Origin of the sequence: Dolichospermum sp. UHCC 0352, assembly GCF_009711925.1 — a bacterium.
GTDB classification, from domain to species: domain Bacteria; phylum Cyanobacteriota; class Cyanobacteriia; order Cyanobacteriales; family Nostocaceae; genus Dolichospermum; species Dolichospermum lemmermannii.
Window position 1 is genome coordinate 1 of sequence record NZ_VIKY01000263.1, and the last position, 20,953, is coordinate 20,953.

The 20,953-nt window shown below is 36.1% G+C and carries 7 protein-coding genes and 1 pseudogene; 3 read left to right on the forward strand and 5 right to left on the reverse strand.

Features of this window, described 5'->3' with window-relative positions; genetic code table 11:
* Window positions 1-114 precede the first annotated feature (114 nt).
* The 4 genes and pseudogenes from FJR06_RS18645 to FJR06_RS18660 all read right to left on the reverse strand — a co-directional run.
* Complete coding sequence (locus tag FJR06_RS18645) at window positions 115-1,398, reverse strand: MFS transporter (protein WP_168652012.1); 1,284 nt, start codon at window positions 1,396-1,398, stop codon at window positions 115-117.
* A gap of 61 nt (window positions 1,399-1,459) precedes the next feature.
* Window positions 1,460-9,985: a non-ribosomal peptide synthetase gene (locus FJR06_RS18650; protein WP_168652013.1), complete on the reverse strand. Its 8,526-nt coding sequence runs from the start codon at window positions 9,983-9,985 to the stop codon at window positions 1,460-1,462.
* 34 nt (window positions 9,986-10,019) lie between these two features.
* Window positions 10,020-10,934, reverse strand: a complete 915-nt coding sequence (locus tag FJR06_RS18655; protein WP_168652014.1) for a glycosyltransferase family 2 protein — start codon at window positions 10,932-10,934, stop codon at window positions 10,020-10,022.
* Between the two features lie 6 nt (window positions 10,935-10,940).
* Window positions 10,941-11,321, reverse strand: a pseudogene (locus FJR06_RS18660) (hypothetical protein); the annotation flags it as partial.
* Window positions 11,322-11,513: 192 nt separating this feature from the next.
* Between FJR06_RS18660 and FJR06_RS18665 the strand changes: the two are divergent.
* The 3 genes from FJR06_RS18665 to FJR06_RS18675 all read left to right on the forward strand — a co-directional run bounded on the left by FJR06_RS18665 (window position 11,514) and on the right by FJR06_RS18675 (window position 19,082).
* Entirely contained in the window at window positions 11,514-17,969 is a 6,456-nt protein-coding gene (locus tag FJR06_RS18665) for a non-ribosomal peptide synthetase (RefSeq protein ID WP_168652016.1), read from the forward strand.
* Between the two features lie 89 nt (window positions 17,970-18,058).
* A complete protein-coding gene (locus FJR06_RS18670) occupies window positions 18,059-18,268 on the forward strand; it encodes an MbtH family protein (RefSeq protein WP_168652017.1) in 210 nt (69 codons plus the stop codon).
* Window positions 18,269-18,344: 76 nt separating this feature from the next.
* A complete protein-coding gene (locus tag FJR06_RS18675; RefSeq protein ID WP_168652018.1) occupies window positions 18,345-19,082 on the forward strand; it encodes a glycosyltransferase family 32 protein in 738 nt (245 codons plus the stop codon).
* 616 nt (window positions 19,083-19,698) lie between these two features.
* On the opposite strand, the gene FJR06_RS18680 is transcribed toward FJR06_RS18675, so the two are convergent.
* Entirely contained in the window at window positions 19,699-20,904 is a 1,206-nt protein-coding gene (locus FJR06_RS18680) for a macrolide family glycosyltransferase (protein ID WP_168652019.1), read from the reverse strand.
* Between the last annotated feature and the right edge of the window lie 49 nt (window positions 20,905-20,953).

The following is a 20,953-nucleotide window of genomic DNA, read 5'->3' on the forward strand; positions in this document are numbered from 1 at the left end:
TATTTTATAATTGCTGAAATGCTTTTTACATATACATTTTCGCAGTTTTTGACCCCTTTTTTTCTTTTCTTTGTGAGAAATCCGGGATCAGGGGGTTACTTCGTTCCCAATTCTTTATTGAGCCGATACTTCCAAATCTCGAATGGCAGGGTATTGAGAGCTAATAAATACTGTCGCTAATAGAAGAAATCCTATGATTACAAATAATAGTCCAATACCACGACCAGGACCAGACCCAATTATTTGGCCTAATAGTAATCCAGCCCCAGGTCCGTCAAAAGACATGAGTGGCTCAAAAACATAATCAGCAAGCGGTCCAGCAATAATCGCAGCAAGCGGTACAACCGTTACCCATATCGCTCCAGTTAAGGCAAATACTCTTCCCTGTAACGATTCAGGAACTATTGTCTGTAAGATAACTTGCACTGATCCACTGATAAAAGGTGTAGTCAGGAAGAAAAGTAAAGTAGCAATAGCAATTTGAATGATAGAAGGGCGTAAACCAGCAAGAATTATGCACAACCCACTCAGCGACATAGAGATGAGAATAGGATTGATCAAGTTCTGCCAATTTTTCTTCCATGTACTCATTACTATAGAACTGATTAACATCCCCATACCGCTAACAAATACTATCTGTCCTAAACCAGATGGACTGGTTAAAGAAAGAATTAGTGGAAAGCTTAGTACACTCATTAAACCGATAAAAAATTGGTAAATGGTGAATAGAATCAGAAAGCTAAGTAATCCAGGATGCTCTGTTAGATAAGTCCAACCGCTTAGTGCTTCTTGCCAAAATGAAGAAGATGGATTGTCCCGCTTCCCATCAGCAGCATGATTTAACTGAGGGAATCGTACCAATACAAGGGGAACAAGAGCAACTAACACAGTTACAAAGTTGATGATAAGAATATCTCTTGGCTTCAGAATACCCAGCAAAATACCTCCGAGTAAAGGTCCAATAAGTTGCTGAATGCCCGTTCCTAGTTGAATTATTCCATTTACCCGTGTTAAATCATCTTTAGGCACTAGAGAGGTAATAGAAGCTTGATAAGCAGATGAATGGAAGGCACCAATGATGGAAGTAAAAATATTTCTGAGATAGATGTGCCAAATCTCTAATTGACCAATACTTATTAGCACTATCAACATCAGAGTAAACAGTCCTTGACAGACACCACTAATTATCATGATCAAGCGACGATCCCAACGATCAACTAATATGCCTGTTATAGGCGAAACAATAATGATTGGTATTGTACAAGCAACGGTAAGGAAAGCAAATTGGGTGGTAGAGCGAGTTTCCTGAAAAATTGAGATATCCAGAGCAAACCCGGTCATGGAAACACCAATTAAAGAAATTAGTTGTCCTAACCAAATAAATGTAAAAGTCTGCATTTTTTATTTATAAAACCTACTGCACATAAATCTAGATGAGACTAGCATAACAAGCTACAAGCTAGTTATCTAAAATCTTCACAATTTCAGCTACTAAATTTCTGACATCAGGTTCTTTGAGCATGGTCTGATGTTCACCTGTTACGCAAGAAACACGCACTTTTTCACAGGTTAATTTTCCCCAACCAACTGTAGGATCATTTGGAAACTGTTCTGCTAAGGATGCAGTTTTAAAGACTGTAATAGGAGATTTCACAGGCTGTGGTTGATAAATTAGACTAGCTTGTAAATTAGCTTTATAAACGTTAATTAAACCTGCAATTAAATTCCGTCCTGAGTCTGGTGGGATAACTTCATGATGCTGCAAAGTTTGTAGCACATATTCAAATTGGGATTCTTGATCTAAAGTTGCTAGTTCTTCATAGGCAATATTGATGGTTTTTTGAAAATGCAATCCTATTTGTTCAACAATAAAGCAAAGAATACCAGCATCATCTTCAAGGGAAGCTGTAATTTCATCAGTTGCTAAAGGTGGATGGGTATCCATAATTAATAGATGTGCAATTTGTTCTCCTCCAGTTTCTAATTGAGCAGCCATTTCAAAAGCAATTAATCCTCCTAGTGAGTGACCACCTAATAAATAAGGTCCAAAAGGCTGTATTTCTCGAATAGCACTAATATAACTAGTTGCCATTGCTTCGATAGTATCTAAAGGCGGTTGTTTACCATCTAAACCACGTGCTTGAATTGCATAAATAGGACGTTGTTTATCCAGTTCCTTAGCTAATTTTTCGGCTAATACTGAATAGGATAAACCATAACCACCTGCTTGGTGAATGAGAAATAAGAGAGGTAAATTACCTTTAGTTTGCAAAGGAATGAGAACATCTAAATTACTGCTGGGTTTTTCCTGCTCCAGTAAGGTGGCAATTTTTTCTATTGTGCCTTCTCGGAATAAGGAAACAACTGGTAAATTACATTTTAATTTTTGTTCAATGGCAGCTATTAATCTAATGGCTAAGAGAGAATGACCACCTAAATCAAAGAAGTTTTCAGTTACACCTATAGGACTGACTTTTAATATTTCTTCCCATATTTCCACCAACTTATATTCTAAAGGTGTGCGGGGTGAAATTTGTTGATCAGAGTCAATATTTCTGTCTACACTTAGGGTAGATAGGGCTTTCCGATCAACTTTACCATTAGGTGTTAAAGGTAGATGATCTAAAATCACAAAATTACTGGGTATCATGTAATCAGGTAATTTTGCTTTTAAGAAATCGCGCCATATACCTGAAGAGATTAATGGCTGTTGCTGAGTAACAATATAGGCAATGAGACAGTTACTACCAAATGAATCTGTAGAAGTAATCACCACAGAATTAAGTACATCTGGATGTTGACTTAATGCTGTTTCAATTTCTCCCAATTCAATGCGGAAACCGCGTATTTTTACTTGATGATCAATCCGTCCTAAAAATTCGATGTTACCGTCAGGAAGATAACGAACTAAGTCACCTGTTTTATAGAGACGCGCACCTGGTTGATGACTAAAAGGATGAGGAATAAATTTATCATTATTTAATTCTGGACGATGGAAATAACCCCTCGCTAGTCCAAGACCCCCAATGTGTAGTTCTCCTGGAACACCAATAGGAACTGGTTGCAAATGGGAGTCAAGAATATAAATTTGAGTGTTAGCAATTGGGCGACCAATAGGAACTATTTGTTGGTTAATTTCATTCTTACAAGTCCAGAATGTGGCATCAATACAAGCCTCGGTAGGTCCATAGAAATTGTGTAAGTTCACGTTTAGTTTACTTAACAACCTCTGTTCCAGAACCACCGACAAAGGTTCACCCCCACAGAATATATGTTTTAAAGATTTACAAGCCTCAATTCCCCCCTGTTCTAACAGCATTTGTAGTAAAGATGGAACGAGTTGCACAATAGTTACTTGTTGCTCAGATATCAGTTTTAAGAGGTAAACACTGTCTTGATGACCGCCTTTTTCCGCAACTATTAACTGTCCTCCTGTTAATAAAGGCGCGTAAAATTCCCAAACTGAAGCATCGAAACTAAAGGGAGTTTTTTGTAATACTTTATCTGTTTCTTGGAAAGAGAAAGTTGCTTGCATCCATAACATATGATTACAGATAGCATGGTGTGGTATCATCACTCCTTTTGGTTTGCCACTTGAACCTGATGTGTAAATTAGATAGGCTAAATTTTCACAGACTACATGACTAGAAAAGTTTTCTGTACTTTCTTGAGCAATAATTTCCCATTCAGTATCTAAGCAAATAATTTTGTTAATTGCTGGGATATTTAAATTTTCCAGCAGTTCTTGTTGAGTTAATAATATTGATATTTGAGCATCTTCTAACATAAAATTTAGACGCTCTTGCGGATAGTTTGGATCAATGGGAACATAAGCACCACCAGCTTTCAGAATCCCTAGTAAACCAATTACCATTTCTAAAGAACGTTCAATACAGATTCCTACTAATACATCTGGTTTTACCTCTAAAGATTGTAAACAATGAGCTAATTGATTTGCCCGTTGATTTAACTCTTGATAACTAAGAGTTTGGTTTTTAAACACCATTGCAACTGCATTTGGTGTTTTCTCAACCTGTAATTCAAATAATTGGTGAAGGCATTTATCTTGGGGATAATTAACTTGCGTTTGATTCCATTGAACCAATAATTGATTTTGCTCATTTGGTGTAAGTATATATAACTCGTTAATTCGCTGTTCGGGTTGGGTAACAATACTATCTAATAAAGTTTGGAAATGTCCGATCATTCTGTTAATTGTTGCTACATTAAATAAATCGGTTCTATATTCCCATGTTCCCTCAATTCCTTGTTGGGTTTCTGTCATCAACAAAGTTAAATCAAACTTGGAAACCGCTTGTTCTAATTTCCAGGGAGTTAGTTGTAAATTGGGTAATTCTAATTTACCCATTGGTGTATTTTGCAGGACAAACATCACCTGAAATAAGGGATGATGGCTCAAATTTCTTTCGGGATGTAGTTCTTCGACAATTCTTTCAAAAGGTACATCCTGGTAAGCGTAAGCTTGTAAGGTTTCTTCTTTAATTCTGGAGAGTAAATTGATAAAATTAGGATTACCGCTTAAATCATTTCTAATCACTAAAGTATTGACAAAAAAGCCAATTAAATCTTCAACTTGTTTACGATTACGGTTAGCAATTGGTGTCCCAATTAATAAATCCTCTTGCCCTGAATAACGCATTAATAAGATGCTAAATACCCCTAATAATCCCATGAATAAGGTAGCACCTTGAGATTCACATAATTTTTGCAACTTCTCACTTGTTTGTTTATTAATGGTAAAGGATACTGCACTACCTTGATGACTAACAACTGGGGGACGAGGATAATCTGTTGGTAATTGTAAAACCTCAGTTGCACCAGCTAATTTTTGTTTCCAGTAAGCTAATTGTGCAGGTAATTGTGTTTGCTCAAAAGTTGTCCGTTGCCAATTAGCAAAGTCAGCATATTGTATAGATAAAGGAGATAAAGATTTGATATTATCCTGACAGAGTGCAGTATAAGATAAGGATAATTCCTTAATCATTAATCCCAAAGACCAAGCATCAGAAATGATATGATGTATTACTAAAACAAATATATAAACGTCTTCAGATAACTGATAGAGATGGACACGCAATAAAGGCAGTTTACGCAAATTAAAAGGAGAAATGATGACTTCTTTAACGGCATTTTTCAGTGTTTCTTGTTGGGTTTGAGAGTCTAAATGACTAAGATTTGTTACTGTTAACGGCACTTCTAAAAATTCATGAATTACTTGGATTGGTACACCGTCTTGACTATCAAAGGTTGTACGTAATACTTCATGACGTTGAATAATGATTTGCAAACTTTGATGTAATGCTTCTTGGTTTAAATTGCCATCTAAACGGAAAGCAACAGAGATATTATAAGCAGGAGTATTGGGTTCTAATAAATCTAAAAACCACAGTCGAGATTGAGAGAAAGAAAGTGGTAAATTTTCTCGGTGAGTTAGATGAGATATAATATCTTGAGGTGTATTTGTAGAATTACTCACTAGAGATAAACTATCAATTTCATCTGCTAAACCACCAATAGTGGAATATTCAAAAACCGCACGTAAAGGCAAAGCTAAACTAAATTCTTCTCTAATTCTAGAAACTAATTTAGTGGCTAAAAGTGAATGTCCACCTAAATGGAAGAAATCCTCTGTAATACCAATATTATCAATTCCTAAAACATCAATCCAGATTTGAGATAATTTCTTTTCTGTTGAAGTTGTGGCTGGAATAAAAGCTTGTTTACTAATAGTTAAATCTCGCTCTGGTATAGGTAAAGCACGTCTATCTAGTTTACCACTGGGAGTCATGGGGAAACTGTCTAACATCACAAAAGCAGATGGACGCATATATTCTGGTAATTTTTCCCGCACCTGTTTTTTTAGCTGGGAAATTAAGGATTTGGCAAAACGTCCTTTAAGTGGATTAATCCAGTAAGATTGATTACTTTCAGTGGATATTTTACTGCTAATTGGCATTACTGGTGCAAGACGTTTTCCTTCTGTTGTGGGATAGAAACAAACATCAAAATAATCAGGCTTTGTTAGTGAATAACTAATAGTTACTTGACAACCAATTTCTTGAGCAACTGCATATAAATCTGCTGGATCAATTGCTTTTTTGATATCAATATTTTCAATAACTTGCTTTAATTCAGCAATGGTATTTTCACTATTATTCTCTGATATCCATTGACAAATGGCAACATCTTTAATTAACCGAGAATGGGGTATATTACACCAACCAATTGTACCCACTTTGATAATTTGCTGTTTTAAATCTTCTAATTGTAAATTTGCTGTTTCCCAATCTTGCCAAATAACTTTTATTGGTTGATTTGCTGATGTACCTAATTTATCTAAAACGACATCATAACGATATTTAGTAAGTTCATTATCGCTATTTTCGGCTTTGAGTTGAATTTCTACTGCTGTTAAATCGGGGAATACTTCTGTTAAATTAACAAAGAAAAGCGGATCAATTACTAACTCGTTTTCTGTTTTGGCTATGCGCCTAATTTGGGTATTAAAGGTTTCTTTATCTGTATTATCATTAGCTTGAAAATAGGCAACACTGGCATGAAAATAATTTAAAAGTGATAAATTCCGATTATCACCAATAAATAAACTTCCTCCTGGTGCTAGTATTCGTAAAGCACCTGTAATTACTTGCTGTAAATACTCAATAGAGGGAAAATATTGAGCAACAGAATTAATCACAATGCTATCGAAATAATTTTCAGGAATTTCTGAAAAGTCAGTGGCTTCTCTAGTTAATAAATTGATATGATTCCAGGAGCGATTTTGGAGAATATTTGTCAAGCGAATAATTGCAGCTTGGGAAAAATCTGTTCCCCAATAAGATTCTACTTGATCAGCAATATTTAATAATATCATCCCTGTACCGCAACCAATTTCTAAAACTCTTTGGGGTTTTAGAGCTTGAATTCGTGTTAAGGTATTATTTAACCATTGACGCATTTCTTCAGCAGGAATAGGTTGATTGTCGTAACTACTATTCCAACCGATAATATTAAATGATTCGTTAGTTTCTGTTTCAGTCAGATGATAGGTGTCGTTAAAAGTATATTGCCATTCTTCGGTTTGTTCTCTTATCAAAGTTTCCGAGTCGAAAATTTGATTTTTAGGAACAATATAAGCCTCTATTCGTACATCTTCTTCAGCTTCTTCTCTGACAATGACTAAGGCATCACGTACTTCTGGATGATGCTTAATAACTGCTTCAATTTCACCTAATTCAATGCGGAAACCACGAACTTTTACTTGATGATCGTTTCTTCCTATATATTCAATTTCACCGTTATCAAGAAAGCGAGCTAAATCACCAGTTTTGTAGAGACGTTCTGGTTTTGAATTATTAAATGGATTGGGAATCATCCTCTCTGCGGTTAATTGTGGACGATTAAAATAACCGCGAGTTACACCTGCACCACCAACATACATTTCCCCAACTACGCCAATGGGAACGGGTTGACAATGACGATCTAAAATATATAAGGAAAGATCAGGAATTGGTTTACCAATTAAACTTCCTAACCGTTGTTTAACATCTTTTAAATAAATCGGACGGTAAGTAACGTGAACTGTGGTTTCTGTAATTCCGTACATATTTACGAGTAAGGGAAATTGATCATCATGACGTTCAAACCAAGGTTCTAAACTTGCTAAATCGAGGGCTTCACCTCCAAAAATAACATAACGTAATTCTATTTCTGCTTCTCGACAAAGTATTGATTCTGCTTGAATTAATTGCCGAAAAGCTGAGGGTGTTTGGTTTAAAACTGTGACTTTAGAATCACATAATAAGTTATAAAATTCTTCAGGTGAACGACTAACTAGATACGGAACAATTACTAAATGACCACCAAAGAAAATAGCACCCCAAATTTCCCAAACTGAGAAATCAAAAGCGCAGGAATGAAAGAGTGTCCAAACATCTTTGGCGTTAAAGTTAAACCATTTTTCAGTTGCTAACATTAACCGCACAACATGACGATGACTGACAACAACTCCTTTGGGTTTTCCTGTAGAACCGGAGGTATAAATAATGTAGGCGGCGTTATCTGGAAAGACTAATATTTCTGGATCTGTTGTTGGCGCTTGTGCCAGTTCAGTTTGACAGTTATCAATAAATATAATTTTAGCTGAATGGGGTGGTATTTGTGTTTCAAATTGAGTATGTGTGAGTAAAACTGTAACTTGACTATCCTCTAACATATAGGCTATGCGATCGCTCGGATAGTCAGGATCAAAGGGAACATAAACACCCCCAGCTTTCAAAATAGCCAAAATAGCCACTATCAAATCTAAGGAACGGGACAACCATAGTCCCACTCTTGCTTCTGGTATCACTCCAGCACTAATTAAATAATGTGCTAATTGGTTAGCGCGATGATTTACTTCTGAGTAAGTGAGGTTCTCATTTTCAAATATCAATGCTATTTGTTGAGGACGTAATTTTGCTTGTTGAGTAAAAATTTCATGCAAACAAAACTGCACAGGAAAAGTTTGGGAAGGTTGATTTGGTGCTAAAACAGCTAATTCTTCTGTTCGTAAAAGAGGTACACGACTGACTGGGGTATCTGGTTGGGAGATTAAATTTTCTAGGAGTTGGCAAAAATGACGGGCAAATCTTTCTACTGTTTCTCTTTTAAATAAATCTATGTTGTAGGATAAAACTCCATTTAACCTATCTTCACTTTCAGTAATGAACAATTCTAAATCAAAACGAGCCGCTTCTTGATTTGCTAAAATGGAAACTTCTAAATCACCTGTGCTAAATTCTGGTTTGGGTGCATTTAATAAAGTAAAGGCAATTTGGAATAAAGGATTGCGACTGGTATCTCTTTCTAAATCTAATCTTTCTACTAAAGTTTCAAAGGGAACTTCTGTATGTTCAAAACCCGTCAAAATTGTTGTTTTAACTCTATTTAATAGAGTTTTGAAACTAGGTTCATCAGCTAAATTACTGCGAATTACTAACATATTCACGAAAAACCCAATCAGTTTTTCTGCATCCATTCCCGGACGGTTAGCAATGGAAGTTCCTACAGGTATATCGTCTTGTCCTGTGTAACGTGATAATAGCACTTGAAAAGCAGCCATCAAGGTCATAAATAGGGTTGTCCCCTCTTTTTGACTCAAGGTACGAATGGCTGTAGTTAGATGATTTGATAGTTCAAATTTAACTAAATCTCCGCGAAATGTTTGTAAACGGGGTCTAGAAAAATCAGTGGGAAATTGTAAAATTGGTAATTCTGCTAATTGCTTCTCCCAATAATTGAGACTATTTTCTAAATGAGAATTATGAGATTTTTCTTTTTGCCATAGGGCATAATCAGTATATTGAAATTTTAATTCAGGAAGTGTGATTTGCTCTCCTGAAATGGCTAATTGATAAAGCAGAGCTATTTCTTGTAAAATCACACCAATAGACCAAGCATCAGCGATAATATGATGTAAAGTCAGGGTGAGAATATGTTGATTTGCTGCAAGTTGAAAAAGGCGAGCGCTGATTAATGGACCAGTTTGTAAGTCAAAGGTATAACTACTTTCAGCACCTGTTATGTTAGCAATTATTTGTGTAGGTTCAGTTATATTTTTACTCCAATCTTCTAATACCAGTTCAGTCAAAGGATGAGGATGGATTTTTTGCCAAGGTTCTCCATCAATATCTACAAATGTGCTGCGGAGGCTTTCATGTCGTTGTTGTAATTGTTGAAAAGCCTGTTGCAAAGCGGGGACATTCAATAATCCTTGGAGGCTAAAAACAGAACAAATATTATAAGCTGAGGATGTTGGTTCTAATTCATAGAGAAACCATAACCGTCTTTGCTGAAAGGAAGCAGGTGCTTGGGTAAGGTTAAGACGTGAAATTAATAAGTTATCCTTTTCTAATTCGATTCCTTCTTCTTCGAGGAGCAATTCTAAAAGATCAATATCTTCAGCTTCTGAATAGTTCATCATATTAATAATATATTAAAGTTACAAAGACCGAAAATTATACCAAATAGTTTTTTGCTGCTTGGAAATATAAACTCAAAGCTGACAGGATTTTCCTTTCTGTGATTAACTGATTAGCAGACATCATTGCTACTAAAGGAACTAATCTTTTTTCATAAAAAAATATGGCTTGATCAACTTGTTTTTTTTGCTCAGAATTTAATTTTTTTTTATCTTTCCACTTATTTATCAGGTTTTTAGCCTCTTTTCCAAAATCGCCTTGTCTATGTAATTGATTGATACTGTGTAAACGATATTGATGCAGTTTTTCTGCTACAAAATGAACTGAGCTTATTAAGGCAATTTGTACCAATAGATCTTGTATATATGCACCATTTTTTCCTAAATTTTCATCCCATCCTGATGTTTGTTCATAAATGCTACGACGGAAAACAGTACGTCCGTCTAATCCTCCTCCTAACCCAGATGCAATGGCTACTAAAGGTGTTTCAGGTGTATTGTATGGTAAAGTTTTTACACTGAACATGGAAGGAATCAATCTAGGACAATAAACAGTATCTATGGGTTTATCCTCTGCGTCAATATTATAGTAATCGCAGTAAGCTGCACCAACATCAAGGTGTGTATTTAGGTAGGTAATCATGACTTCTAGCATCTGCGGTTCTAAACAGTCATCCGCATCAAAAAATAGTAAGTATTGCGATTGTTCAGAACAGGACTTAAAGCCATTGTTCCGTGTAATGCACATACCATTATTAGACTGTCTAATTAACTTCAAACGTGGTTCTATTTCTGTATAGGATGCGACAATTCCGGCAGAATTATCCGTACTTCCATCATCTACAATAATATGATCCCAATCCGTGAGTGTTTGAGCGCGAACACTTTCTATCGCTTTACCAATAAATTTTTCGGCGTTGTAACAGGGAGTGATAATACTCACTTTTACCATAAAAAATTAGCTCCAGTAATAAACTGCATCATGCTGTTTAGCGAAGGAAAGAAAGCCACCAATGGTTATTCTGGTGCGATCGCCCAATGTTGGTACAATACAATGATAAAAACGACCACCATCGAAAAGCATCATATCTCCAACATTCGGCTTAAAAGTCATACTCCCATATTCTTGATCAAATAATGAATGTGATTTATAATACGAACGATTTATGTTGTCAAATGCTAACTCCTCACCGTCCCACTCCATTCCATAGACTACCAATTCCCCACCAGATTCGGGGAGAACTAAGGGAACGAAGAAACTTAGCTGGTCTGTGACATCAACCAAAGTTCTCAAATGCTCACTTTGAGGACTATTTAAAAAATCAGGCATAATCTTTACTCCAACACTATGTTTTTTAGGTTACGGTATTGACATTACCATATATTTCATATAATCATCTTCTTGTCAATCAAATGCTTCTAAAACCAATGATAGGTTCTTATTATGTGTTGTGGTAAAAAATAAAGTTTTGATTATCAAAGCATCATCAGATATTTTAAACAGTTCATTGATTTAAGGAACTAATACATTATGAATCAGATATTGCCATTATCAATCAATCAAAGAGAAATCTATATTGACCAAAGGATGTGGGCAGAAGGTTTTCATCTCAATATTGGTGCGACTGTAATTGTTTATGGCACTTTTAAACGGGAAGTTTTCAACTATGCCATGAATAAGATAATTGATTGTTATCCCGGTTTGCGGACACGAATTTATGAAGTTGAAGGTAAACCTTTACAGACCATAGCAAATCATGAAAATGCTAATATTCCTTTGATTGATTTTTCCATTCGGGAAAACAGCAAAGAACAGGCTGAAGAATATATAAATCAGGAATTTAAAAAACCTTTTAGTTTTGGTGAAAATGCCTCTTTGGTTGACTTTCAATTAATTCGAGTTCGAGAGGATTACCATATTATTTTCGCAAAATATCATCATGCTATTACTGATGGTTGGGGAACCGCTATTTTCTTTCGAGAGGTAATTAAAACTTACAATCAAATTATCCATGATGGTAAGGATAATCAAATAGAAAGAGATTGGGTAATTGCTGAATATATAGATGACGAAGCAGCATATTTAGAATCAAAGAATTTTCAGCGCGATCGCAATTATTGGCAGCAACGTTTAAGCGACATTTCCCCTAATATTTTCACCTCAATTAAACAACAAGAATTGCACGGACAACGACAATCTATTTACATTTCCCGTGAACAATATAACCGGGTTAGTCAACTTTGCCAAAACATCCAATCAAACGTATTTCATTTTATCCTGAGTTTGATTTCCATATATTTAACTAAACGCTATAGCAAGAAAGATTTAGTTGTAGGTTTGTCTCTCTTAAACCGGAATAAAAAAAGCTTTAAAGATGCCATTGGTTTATTTGTTAGCACCATTCCTTTTCGTGTGGATGTTAATGGTAATGAAACAATTCATGAGTTATTAAATAAGATTCGTTCTTTACTACGCCAAGATTATCGTCATCAACGCTTTCCTGTGGGAGAAATGAAGCGTATTTCTGGGTTTCAATCCAATAATAAAGAACATTTATTTGAAGTTTATCTTTCCTATGAAAGACATGATTACAATGAATATTTTGCCGATACTCAAACAAGTTGTATTCCTCTTTATAGTCAGCAGCAAAAAGTCCCTCTAATTATTTATGTGCGAGAATATGAAGAAAATAGCGATATTAAAATAGATTTTGATTATAACCTTTCTTATCTGGATGCAGAAACAGTTGAGCAGATAACTACAAATTTCCAAAATCTATTTACTGAAGCAGCAAATAATTTAGAAAGTACGATTTGTGATCTTGCCATTTCCTTGCCAGAAGCAAGAGATATTACTATTTCTCAACCCGAAATATTAATAAAAGACACCACGGAAACACTAATTTCTGCCTTTGTAAGTATTGCTCAAAAATATCCAGAAAAATCAGCAGTTCAATTTAATAAACATATTCTGAATTATACAGAATTGAATAGTCAAGCCAATCAGTTGGCACATTATTTACTTAGTCAAGGAGTAAAACCAGGGACAAGAATAGGAATATGTTTGGAACGTTCGGAACAGATAATTACTGCTATTTTGGCAATTCTCAAAACTGGATCAGCTTATGTTCCCCTTGATCCTAATTCTCCTGCTGTCCGTCGGCAATTAATTCTGGAAGATAGTGGCATTTTAGTATTAATTACAGAAGAAACACTACTATCAGAATTAACTGACGAAAAAATTACCGCTTTTACTCTCAAATCTATCGAATCTGAACTTATCCAGCAACCACAGACATCACCACAAATCACGGTAAAACCGGAATTTCCTGCCTATATTATTTACACTAGCGGTTCGACTGGAACTCCTAAAGGTTGTATTGTCACTCACAGTAACGCTATCCGGTTAATGCGTTCTACAGAACCCTGGTTTGGTTTTAATGAAAATGATATTTGGACGCTGTTTCATTCCTTTGCTTTTGACTTTTCTGTATGGGAATTGTGGGGTGCTTTATTATATGGTGGTAAGGTAATTATTGTTCCTTTTTGGTTAAGCCGCACACCAGAAACATTCCGAGAATTTCTCACCACAGAAGGAGTGACAGTCCTCAATCAAACCCCTTCAGCTTTTTATCAATTGATTCGCACTGATGAAGCTAGTGTGGGAGAATTAGCATTACGCTATGTAATATTTGGTGGTGAAGCTTTAGATTTACAAAGTTTGCAACCTTGGTTAGAAAAATATGGGGATAAAAAACCTCGTTTAGTGAATATGTACGGGATTACAGAAACTACCGTTCATGTTACTTATCGTCCTATTTCTCGTCAGGATTTAAAAGTAAAAGCGAGTGTAATTGGTAGAGAAATTCCTGATCTTTCGATCTACTTACTAGATGAAAAATTAGAACCGGTTGCTGATGGTATTCCTGGAGAAATTTATGTAGCTGGTGCAGGAGTGACAGGTGGTTATTTAAATCGTCCAGGATTAACAGCAGAAAGGTTTTTACCAAATCCCTTTGGTAGTGGAAGAATTTATCGCAGTGGTGATTTAGCGCAAAGATTAAGCAATGGAGATTTAGAGTATTTAGGGAGAATAGATCAACAAGTCAAAATTCGCGGTTTTCGGATTGAGTTGGGAGAGATTCAAGCAGCGTTAACATCTCATTTTCAAGTCCGAGAAGCGGTGGTTATTACTGATGAATGGGAAGAAGAAAAACGTCTAGTTGCTTATTATGTGCCTGGAGAATCTCAACTGCATGGAAATGAACTGCGTCAATATTTGAAGAATAAGTTGCCTGATTATATGGTTCCCGCAGCTTATGTAAGTGTGGATGTTTTTCCTTTGAATGTGAATGGTAAAATTGATGTTAAGGCTTTACCTACACCAGATTGGAATTTGTTAAGAGTAGAAGAGGATTATGTCGCTCCCCGCAATGCTGATGAAGAAAGTTTATGTGCTATTGTGGCGGAAACTTTGGGTTTGGAAAAGGTAGGTATTGATGATAATTTCTTTGAAATTGGTGGAGATTCAATTTTAGCTTTACAAGTGATTGCTAAAGCTAAAAAAGCTGGTTTTGGGATTTCAGCTAGAGAGTTATATGAATTTGCAACTGTGCGTTATTTGGCTACTAAAAAAGCAACAGGTACAATATCATCATCTAATATTAATCAAACTCCTGCAAGTAATTTAATTTCAGCAGCAGACAAACAGCTTTTACCGCAAGATGCTGAAGATGCTTATCCTCTTTCTAGTTTACAGGGAGGAATGCTTTATCACAGTGAATTACATCCTGATTCGGCAATTTTTCACCAAATTTTTACCTTTGATTTACATTTGAGTTATTCAGAATCAGCCTGGAAAAAGGCAATTCTTGATATTTGTTTAGCGAATCCAGTGTTAAGAAGTTCCTTTCATTGGACAGGATATAGCACTCCTATCCAAATTGTACATAAAGACGTTGAACTACCTTTAACTGTAGTTGATTTGCGAACTTTGAAAGCCAATGCACTTGCACAAATTGCTGCATGGATCGAATCTGAAAAAAACCGGGCTTTTGATATTAAGAAATCACCTCTGTTCCGTTTCCAAATTCATAGAGTATCAGATGAAGAACTCAGTTTTAGTTTTAGTTTTCATCATGTCATTCTAGATGGTTGGAGTGTGGCAACTTTACTAACGCAACTATTACAGCGTTATGTGCAGTATTTAGAATCGGAAACTTTGTTACCTTTGTCCATATCAGAGATTACTTACAAAGATTTTATTATTCAAGAACAAAATGCGATCGCTAATCAAGAAATTCGGCAATTTTGGCAACAACATCTCAGTAATTTACAAGTAACTACCCTCCCGCGTCTTCATACAGGAAGCACTGCCAAAGAATCTCAAAAACGCCAGTTAAAACGCCTATCAGTAACTATTAATGAGGAATTAGCCAATAATATTCGTAAACTCACAAAAAATATCGGTGTTCCCTTAAAAACAGCCCTTTTAGCTTTACATCTGCGGGTTCTCTCCTTTATCACTGGACAAAAAGAGGTGGTAACAGGTAACGTAATTAATGCCAGACCCGAAACTACTGATAGTGAAAATTTATTGGGTTTGTTTGTGAATACAGTACCCTTGCGCTTGGAATTAACTTCTGATAGTTGGATGGATTTGATACAGGCTGTTTTTCGTGCAGAGACAGAAATTCTTCCCTATCGTGACTTTCCTTTAGCGGAAATTCAGCGCCTCATTGACAAACGCCCCCTATTTGAAGTGGGATTTAATTATGTGCATTTTCACGTCTATGAAGCATTGCTAAATTTACCAGAAATTCAAGTTGACAAAATTGATATTTTTGAAGAAACGGATTTCCCTTTCTTGACAGAATTTTGTTTAGTACCAGGAAGTGCAGCTTTAGAACTGAATTTAATCTATGACATCCAACAATTTACAGATCCACAAGTTGAGCAATATAGCCAGTATTACCAAGCTGCCTTAGCGGAGATGGCGACTCATCCGCAAATATCATATCACAGGCGATCACTCATCTCTATCCCAGAACGGCAACAATTACTGCAAGCAGTCAACACCAACCCCCAAAACTTTTTATCTGCTGATACCATAGTTTCTGTCTTTAGTCAAGCAGCAATAAAATATACAAATAAAACTGCCCTAGTTCATCAACAAACCAGCCTCAGTTTTACAGAATTAGAAACCCGTGCCAATGGCCTCGCCCATTATCTGCAAACTCAAGGAGTCAAGCCGGAATGCTTGGTAGGTGTGTATTTAGAACGTTCAGAACAATTGGTGATTACCATTTTAGCGATTTTGAAAGCTGGTGCTGCTTATGTTCCCATTGATCCTAATTACCCAAGCGATCGCATAGAATTTTTGTTACAAGATAGTGGTATTATCTTCTTAATCACAGAAAAAGCCTTAATTTCCCAATTACCTGAATGTGAAAAAGAAATCCTCATCCTCGAAGATATTGTCACCCAGTTAAAACCGGAAAATTCTCAACCGCCAATAGTCCGTATATTACCAGATTGTCCAGCCTATGTAATTTATACTAGTGGTTCTACAGGCACGCCCAAAGGTTGTATAGTCACTCATAGTAACGTCATTCGCCTCCTCAAAGCTACCGCATCCTGGTTTGAGTTTAACAGTCAAGATGTCTGGACTTTATTTCACTCCTACGCCTTCGACTTCTCAGTATGGGAAATCTGGGGAGCTTTATTATATGGTGGTCAAGTGGTGGTAGTTCCTTATTGGACAAGTCGTTCACCAGCAGACTTTTTCCAACTGCTACAAACACACAAAGTTACAGTATTAAATCAAACACCTTCAGCCTTTAAACAATTAATCCCCATTGCCAAAGAAAAGCAAGAAAAGTTACCTTTGCGCTACGTAATTTTTGGTGGAGAAGCCTTAGAACTACCAAGTTTACAACCTTGGACGGAATTATATGGTGACGAACAACCAAAATTAATTAATATGTACGGTATCACCGAAACCACCGTTCACGTCACCTATAGACCGATTACTCAAGCAGATATAATCAGTAACCGCGGTAGCCTTATCGGTCAGCCTATTCCCGATTTACAACTTTATATCTTAGATGAGAACTTAGAACCTTCACCCTTATGCGTTCCAGGGGAAATTTATGTTGGTGGTGCTGGAGTGACTAGGGGATATTTGCATCAACCGCGCTTGAGTGCAGAAAGATTTATTCCCAACCCTTACAGCCAAATCCCTGGTAGTCGTTTATATCGTAGCGGTGACTTAGCTAGGCGTTTACCAGAGGGAGAAATAGAATATCTCGGACGTGCTGACCAGCAAATTAAAATACGTGGTTTCCGCATCGAACTAGGAGAAATTACTGGAGTTATTAATAGTCATCCTCAAGTTAAACAAGCATTAGTCATGGTGCAAAAAGCCGCAACTGGAGACAATCGCATAGTTGCCTATTTTACATCTGATACCGCACCACACCTGAAAACAGACCTACCAGAGTTTTTAAAGAGTAAACTACCCGATTACATGATACCAGCGGCCTTTGTGCCACTAGAAACCATACCCTTAACAGTTAACGGGAAAGTAGACCAACAAGCCTTACCTGCACCGGATTGGAATTGGACAAGTAAACCTTATATTGCCCCCAGAAATGACCAGGAAGCAACTATTTGTGACATCATGGCTTCCTTGTTAAAACTAGAACGGGTAGGAGTAAAAGATGATTTCTTTGAAATTGGTGGAGATTCCTTGTTAGTAACACAACTAGCCATGCGTCTGCGTCAAACATACAACAGCGAATTTCCCTTATCGGAGTTATTTAGTAATCGTACCCCAGAAGCGATCGCCAAGCTGACCGAAGGTATCCCTTTATCACCAGCAAATTCTCCCACAGCATCAACAACCACTGATATCCCCAAAGCCAACCGACAAAGACGTTCTGTCAACTTAAGTGATGATGGTACTTTAGTTAAAGACAATAGATAACAAGTCCTTGGACAAAATCAAATTTAATCTGTGTAATTTTGTTCTGTCATTATATAATCCAATCAATAAGATCAAGGAAATAAAAAACCATGAGTAACAACGAACAAAACGACGAAACTATCTATCTTGTAGTAGTCAATCATGAAGAACAATATTCAATTTGGCCTAAATGGAAACAGGAACTACCATTAGGGTGGAAATCTGTGGGTAAAGAAGGTATTAAAACTGAATGTTTGGCTTATATTGAAGAAGTATGGACGGATATGCGTCCTTTAAGTTTACGTAAAGCCATGCAATAATCATCAAATTAAACAAATACTAATCAGGGAATAGACTAATTACCAATTACCTATTCCCAATTACCCAACTAAATTTATGAGCAAAATTCCCAAAATCATCCATCAGATTTTCTTTCTAGGAGAAGCAGCAGTACCAGAAAAATATCGCCTTTATCATCAAACAGTTCTGCAAAATCATCCTCATTGGGAACATCAATTTTGGGATGAAGCCAAAGCCAGACAATTTATGGAAGCACATTATTCCTGGTTTCTACCAGTATTTGACGGTTATCCCCATGATATTCAACGTCGTGATGCTATTCGTTATTTTATCCTTTATCACTACGGAGGATTTTATCTGGATATGGATGTTGAATCCCTTAAACCACTTGATGATTTATTAGCAGATTTCGAGCTTGTATTATCAAAGTTAGTGGGGTTTAGTAATGCAATTATGGGTAGTATTCCCAATCATCCCCTGTGGCTGAAAGTATTTGAAGAATTAGAAAAACGTCAACATAATTTAGACAATAAAACTATGCCTATTTATGTTGGCTACAGTACCGGACCAATCATGTTAAATGATTGTGTAGTAGCAGGTAAATTTCATGAAAACCCTACAGTTCTTGTATGTCCAGGGTACATTTTTGAACCCGGTGCGCCAATGGAACTTAATGGTAAAATCTTCAAAAGTCGGCAGACATCAGAGACTTATACCATACACCACATGACTACTTCTTGGTTGCCTAAAAAACACCAAATAGCTAGAGTTTTATTCGGTATAATTTTAGAGCCATATTGGTTTTTCCGCTCTTTTGTACAAAGTAAAGTATAATTATTTCATATTGGCTATAGTCCTCATTATCTTCTTAACCCACTAAAATTTTATACCTTATATATTTTCTTCTTTTTTAATTAGCAAATCTTTATTACAAAAGAAAATTGATTCTAATTATAATCCCAATAATCCACAAATTTGGTCTTTAATAATTTTATTATTTTGCTTTTTTGTCATTGAGTGGCGATATTTTAACCAGCCTATAATATGGGGTTGGGGTGTTGCTAACAAAGAAGGTTTACCAATTTATTCTAGGGTATCTTTAGTTCTTTGCTCTTGGTTAGTCACTTTAATTTCGCTAAAAATCAGACATTTACCTCCTTTAATAATTAAAATTATCTCTGATTTTTCTTTGGGTATTTATTGTCTACATATATTCTTGATATTCATAATTATTCGATTATTTCCAGAACAACCTTATCCTCATTATGTTCATTATTTAATATTTGGAGGATTACTTGTAGTGACAATTTCCATAACTAAAATTATGAAGAATTTACCGATTTTCCAAGATATTATATAGTTTACACACTAAAAAATGCTGATTTAGTGGAATCTACAAGTGTGAGATCCCACATAAAAAAGTTTTTAAATATCCTCTAATACCAATATTCTAATTGCTATTCTTTTCATACACATATCGCCAAATTTCATTTACTGCTCGTTCTACACCTCCAGCCGCGCGACAAGCATCACCTAAAAGACCACTATTGACTCCAAAAGAACTATCATCAAAAATCTGCTGTGCTGTCTGTTGCAAATTTTCTACAGTAACATCTTCTAACATCATCATAATTCCTGCACCCTGCTCCTGAATGCGACGGGAAATTATTTCCTGTTCATAAGTTTGGGGGACTGCAATCATTGGTACTGCATACCAAACAGCTTCCCTTGCACCGCCACCTGCTCCGTGCATAATAAATAAACTGGCGCGTTCTAATATTTTTAATTGAGGAACAGTACCAGTAGGTCGAATAATAAAATTATCTGGAATATCTCCTAGCAGCGTTACATCCATAGCAGGACTTAATATCATCACTACTTGAGCGTCTGTATTGCCAAAGGCTTGAAGACAACTGCGATAAAATTCCACACCGGGGTCATGAATATTGCCAAAGGAAATTAGAATCAACTTATCTTTTTGCAGTTGTTCCATTGGGAAATCATATTCCATTCCTCGCACCGGATTACAAGGGCCAACAAAATGGAAACGCTCGTCAAATTTATCACTATAGGGTTGTAATTCTGGTGGTAAATAACATAAGTTTAGCGGTTCAATATTGGTAAAGGTATCCACAAATTTAATGGGTGGTATACCATAAATTCCTCGTAGTTCTCGCTGATATTGACGATAATGTTTCATCCCAGCAGCAGCCTGTTTTAAAAATCCTGGTAATTTCTTTCTTAGCCAAGGACATTCATAGAAAGTTTGAGGAGTAAAAGCTGCCGTAGCAATGGAATTAACAGCAGGAATATTCAGGATTTGGGCTACTAATCTTCCCCAAAGACAGAGGGAATCATGAATAATATAATCTGGCTTTTCTGCACGTACTGACTCCAGCAATTCTGGCAATATTTGATGGGCGCACCAAGTTAAGGAAGGGACTAAAGACATTTCATTTTCTGCTGGTGGTGCTGTTTCCGGATTTAGCGGTGGATAAGAACGAAATTTAGCTCCAAAAGATTCAATTTCTGCTTGAAAATTAGGAGCTTCATAATAAATTACCTCCTCACCTCTGTGAATTAATTCTTTCACTAATCCCAAGGTGGGGATGACATGACCGGCTGCGGAAACGTTGAAAAAAACTACACGACCCATATTTAAGTTCCCTGTTGTATATAGAAAGTTATCAAGATAGATCCTGATC

Bases quoted from the DNA above. Each gene is read 5' to 3' on its own strand.
- FJR06_RS18680 (WP_168652019.1), bottom strand. From the start codon at position 20,904: ATGGGTCGTGTAGTTTTTTTCAACGTTTCCGCAGCCGGTCATGTCATC.
- FJR06_RS18675 (WP_168652018.1), top strand. From the start codon at position 18,345: ATGAGCAAAATTCCCAAAATCATCCATCAGATTTTCTTTCTAGGAGAA.
- FJR06_RS18650 (WP_168652013.1), bottom strand. From the start codon at position 9,985: ATGATGAACTATTCAGAAGCTGAAGATATTGATCTTTTAGAATTGCTC.
- FJR06_RS18670 (WP_168652017.1), top strand. From the start codon at position 18,059: ATGAGTAACAACGAACAAAACGACGAAACTATCTATCTTGTAGTAGTC.
- FJR06_RS18665 (WP_168652016.1), top strand. From the start codon at position 11,514: ATGAATCAGATATTGCCATTATCAATCAATCAAAGAGAAATCTATATT.
- FJR06_RS18655 (WP_168652014.1), bottom strand. From the start codon at position 10,934: ATGGTAAAAGTGAGTATTATCACTCCCTGTTACAACGCCGAAAAATTT.
- FJR06_RS18645 (WP_168652012.1), bottom strand. From the start codon at position 1,398: ATGCAGACTTTTACATTTATTTGGTTAGGACAACTAATTTCTTTAATT.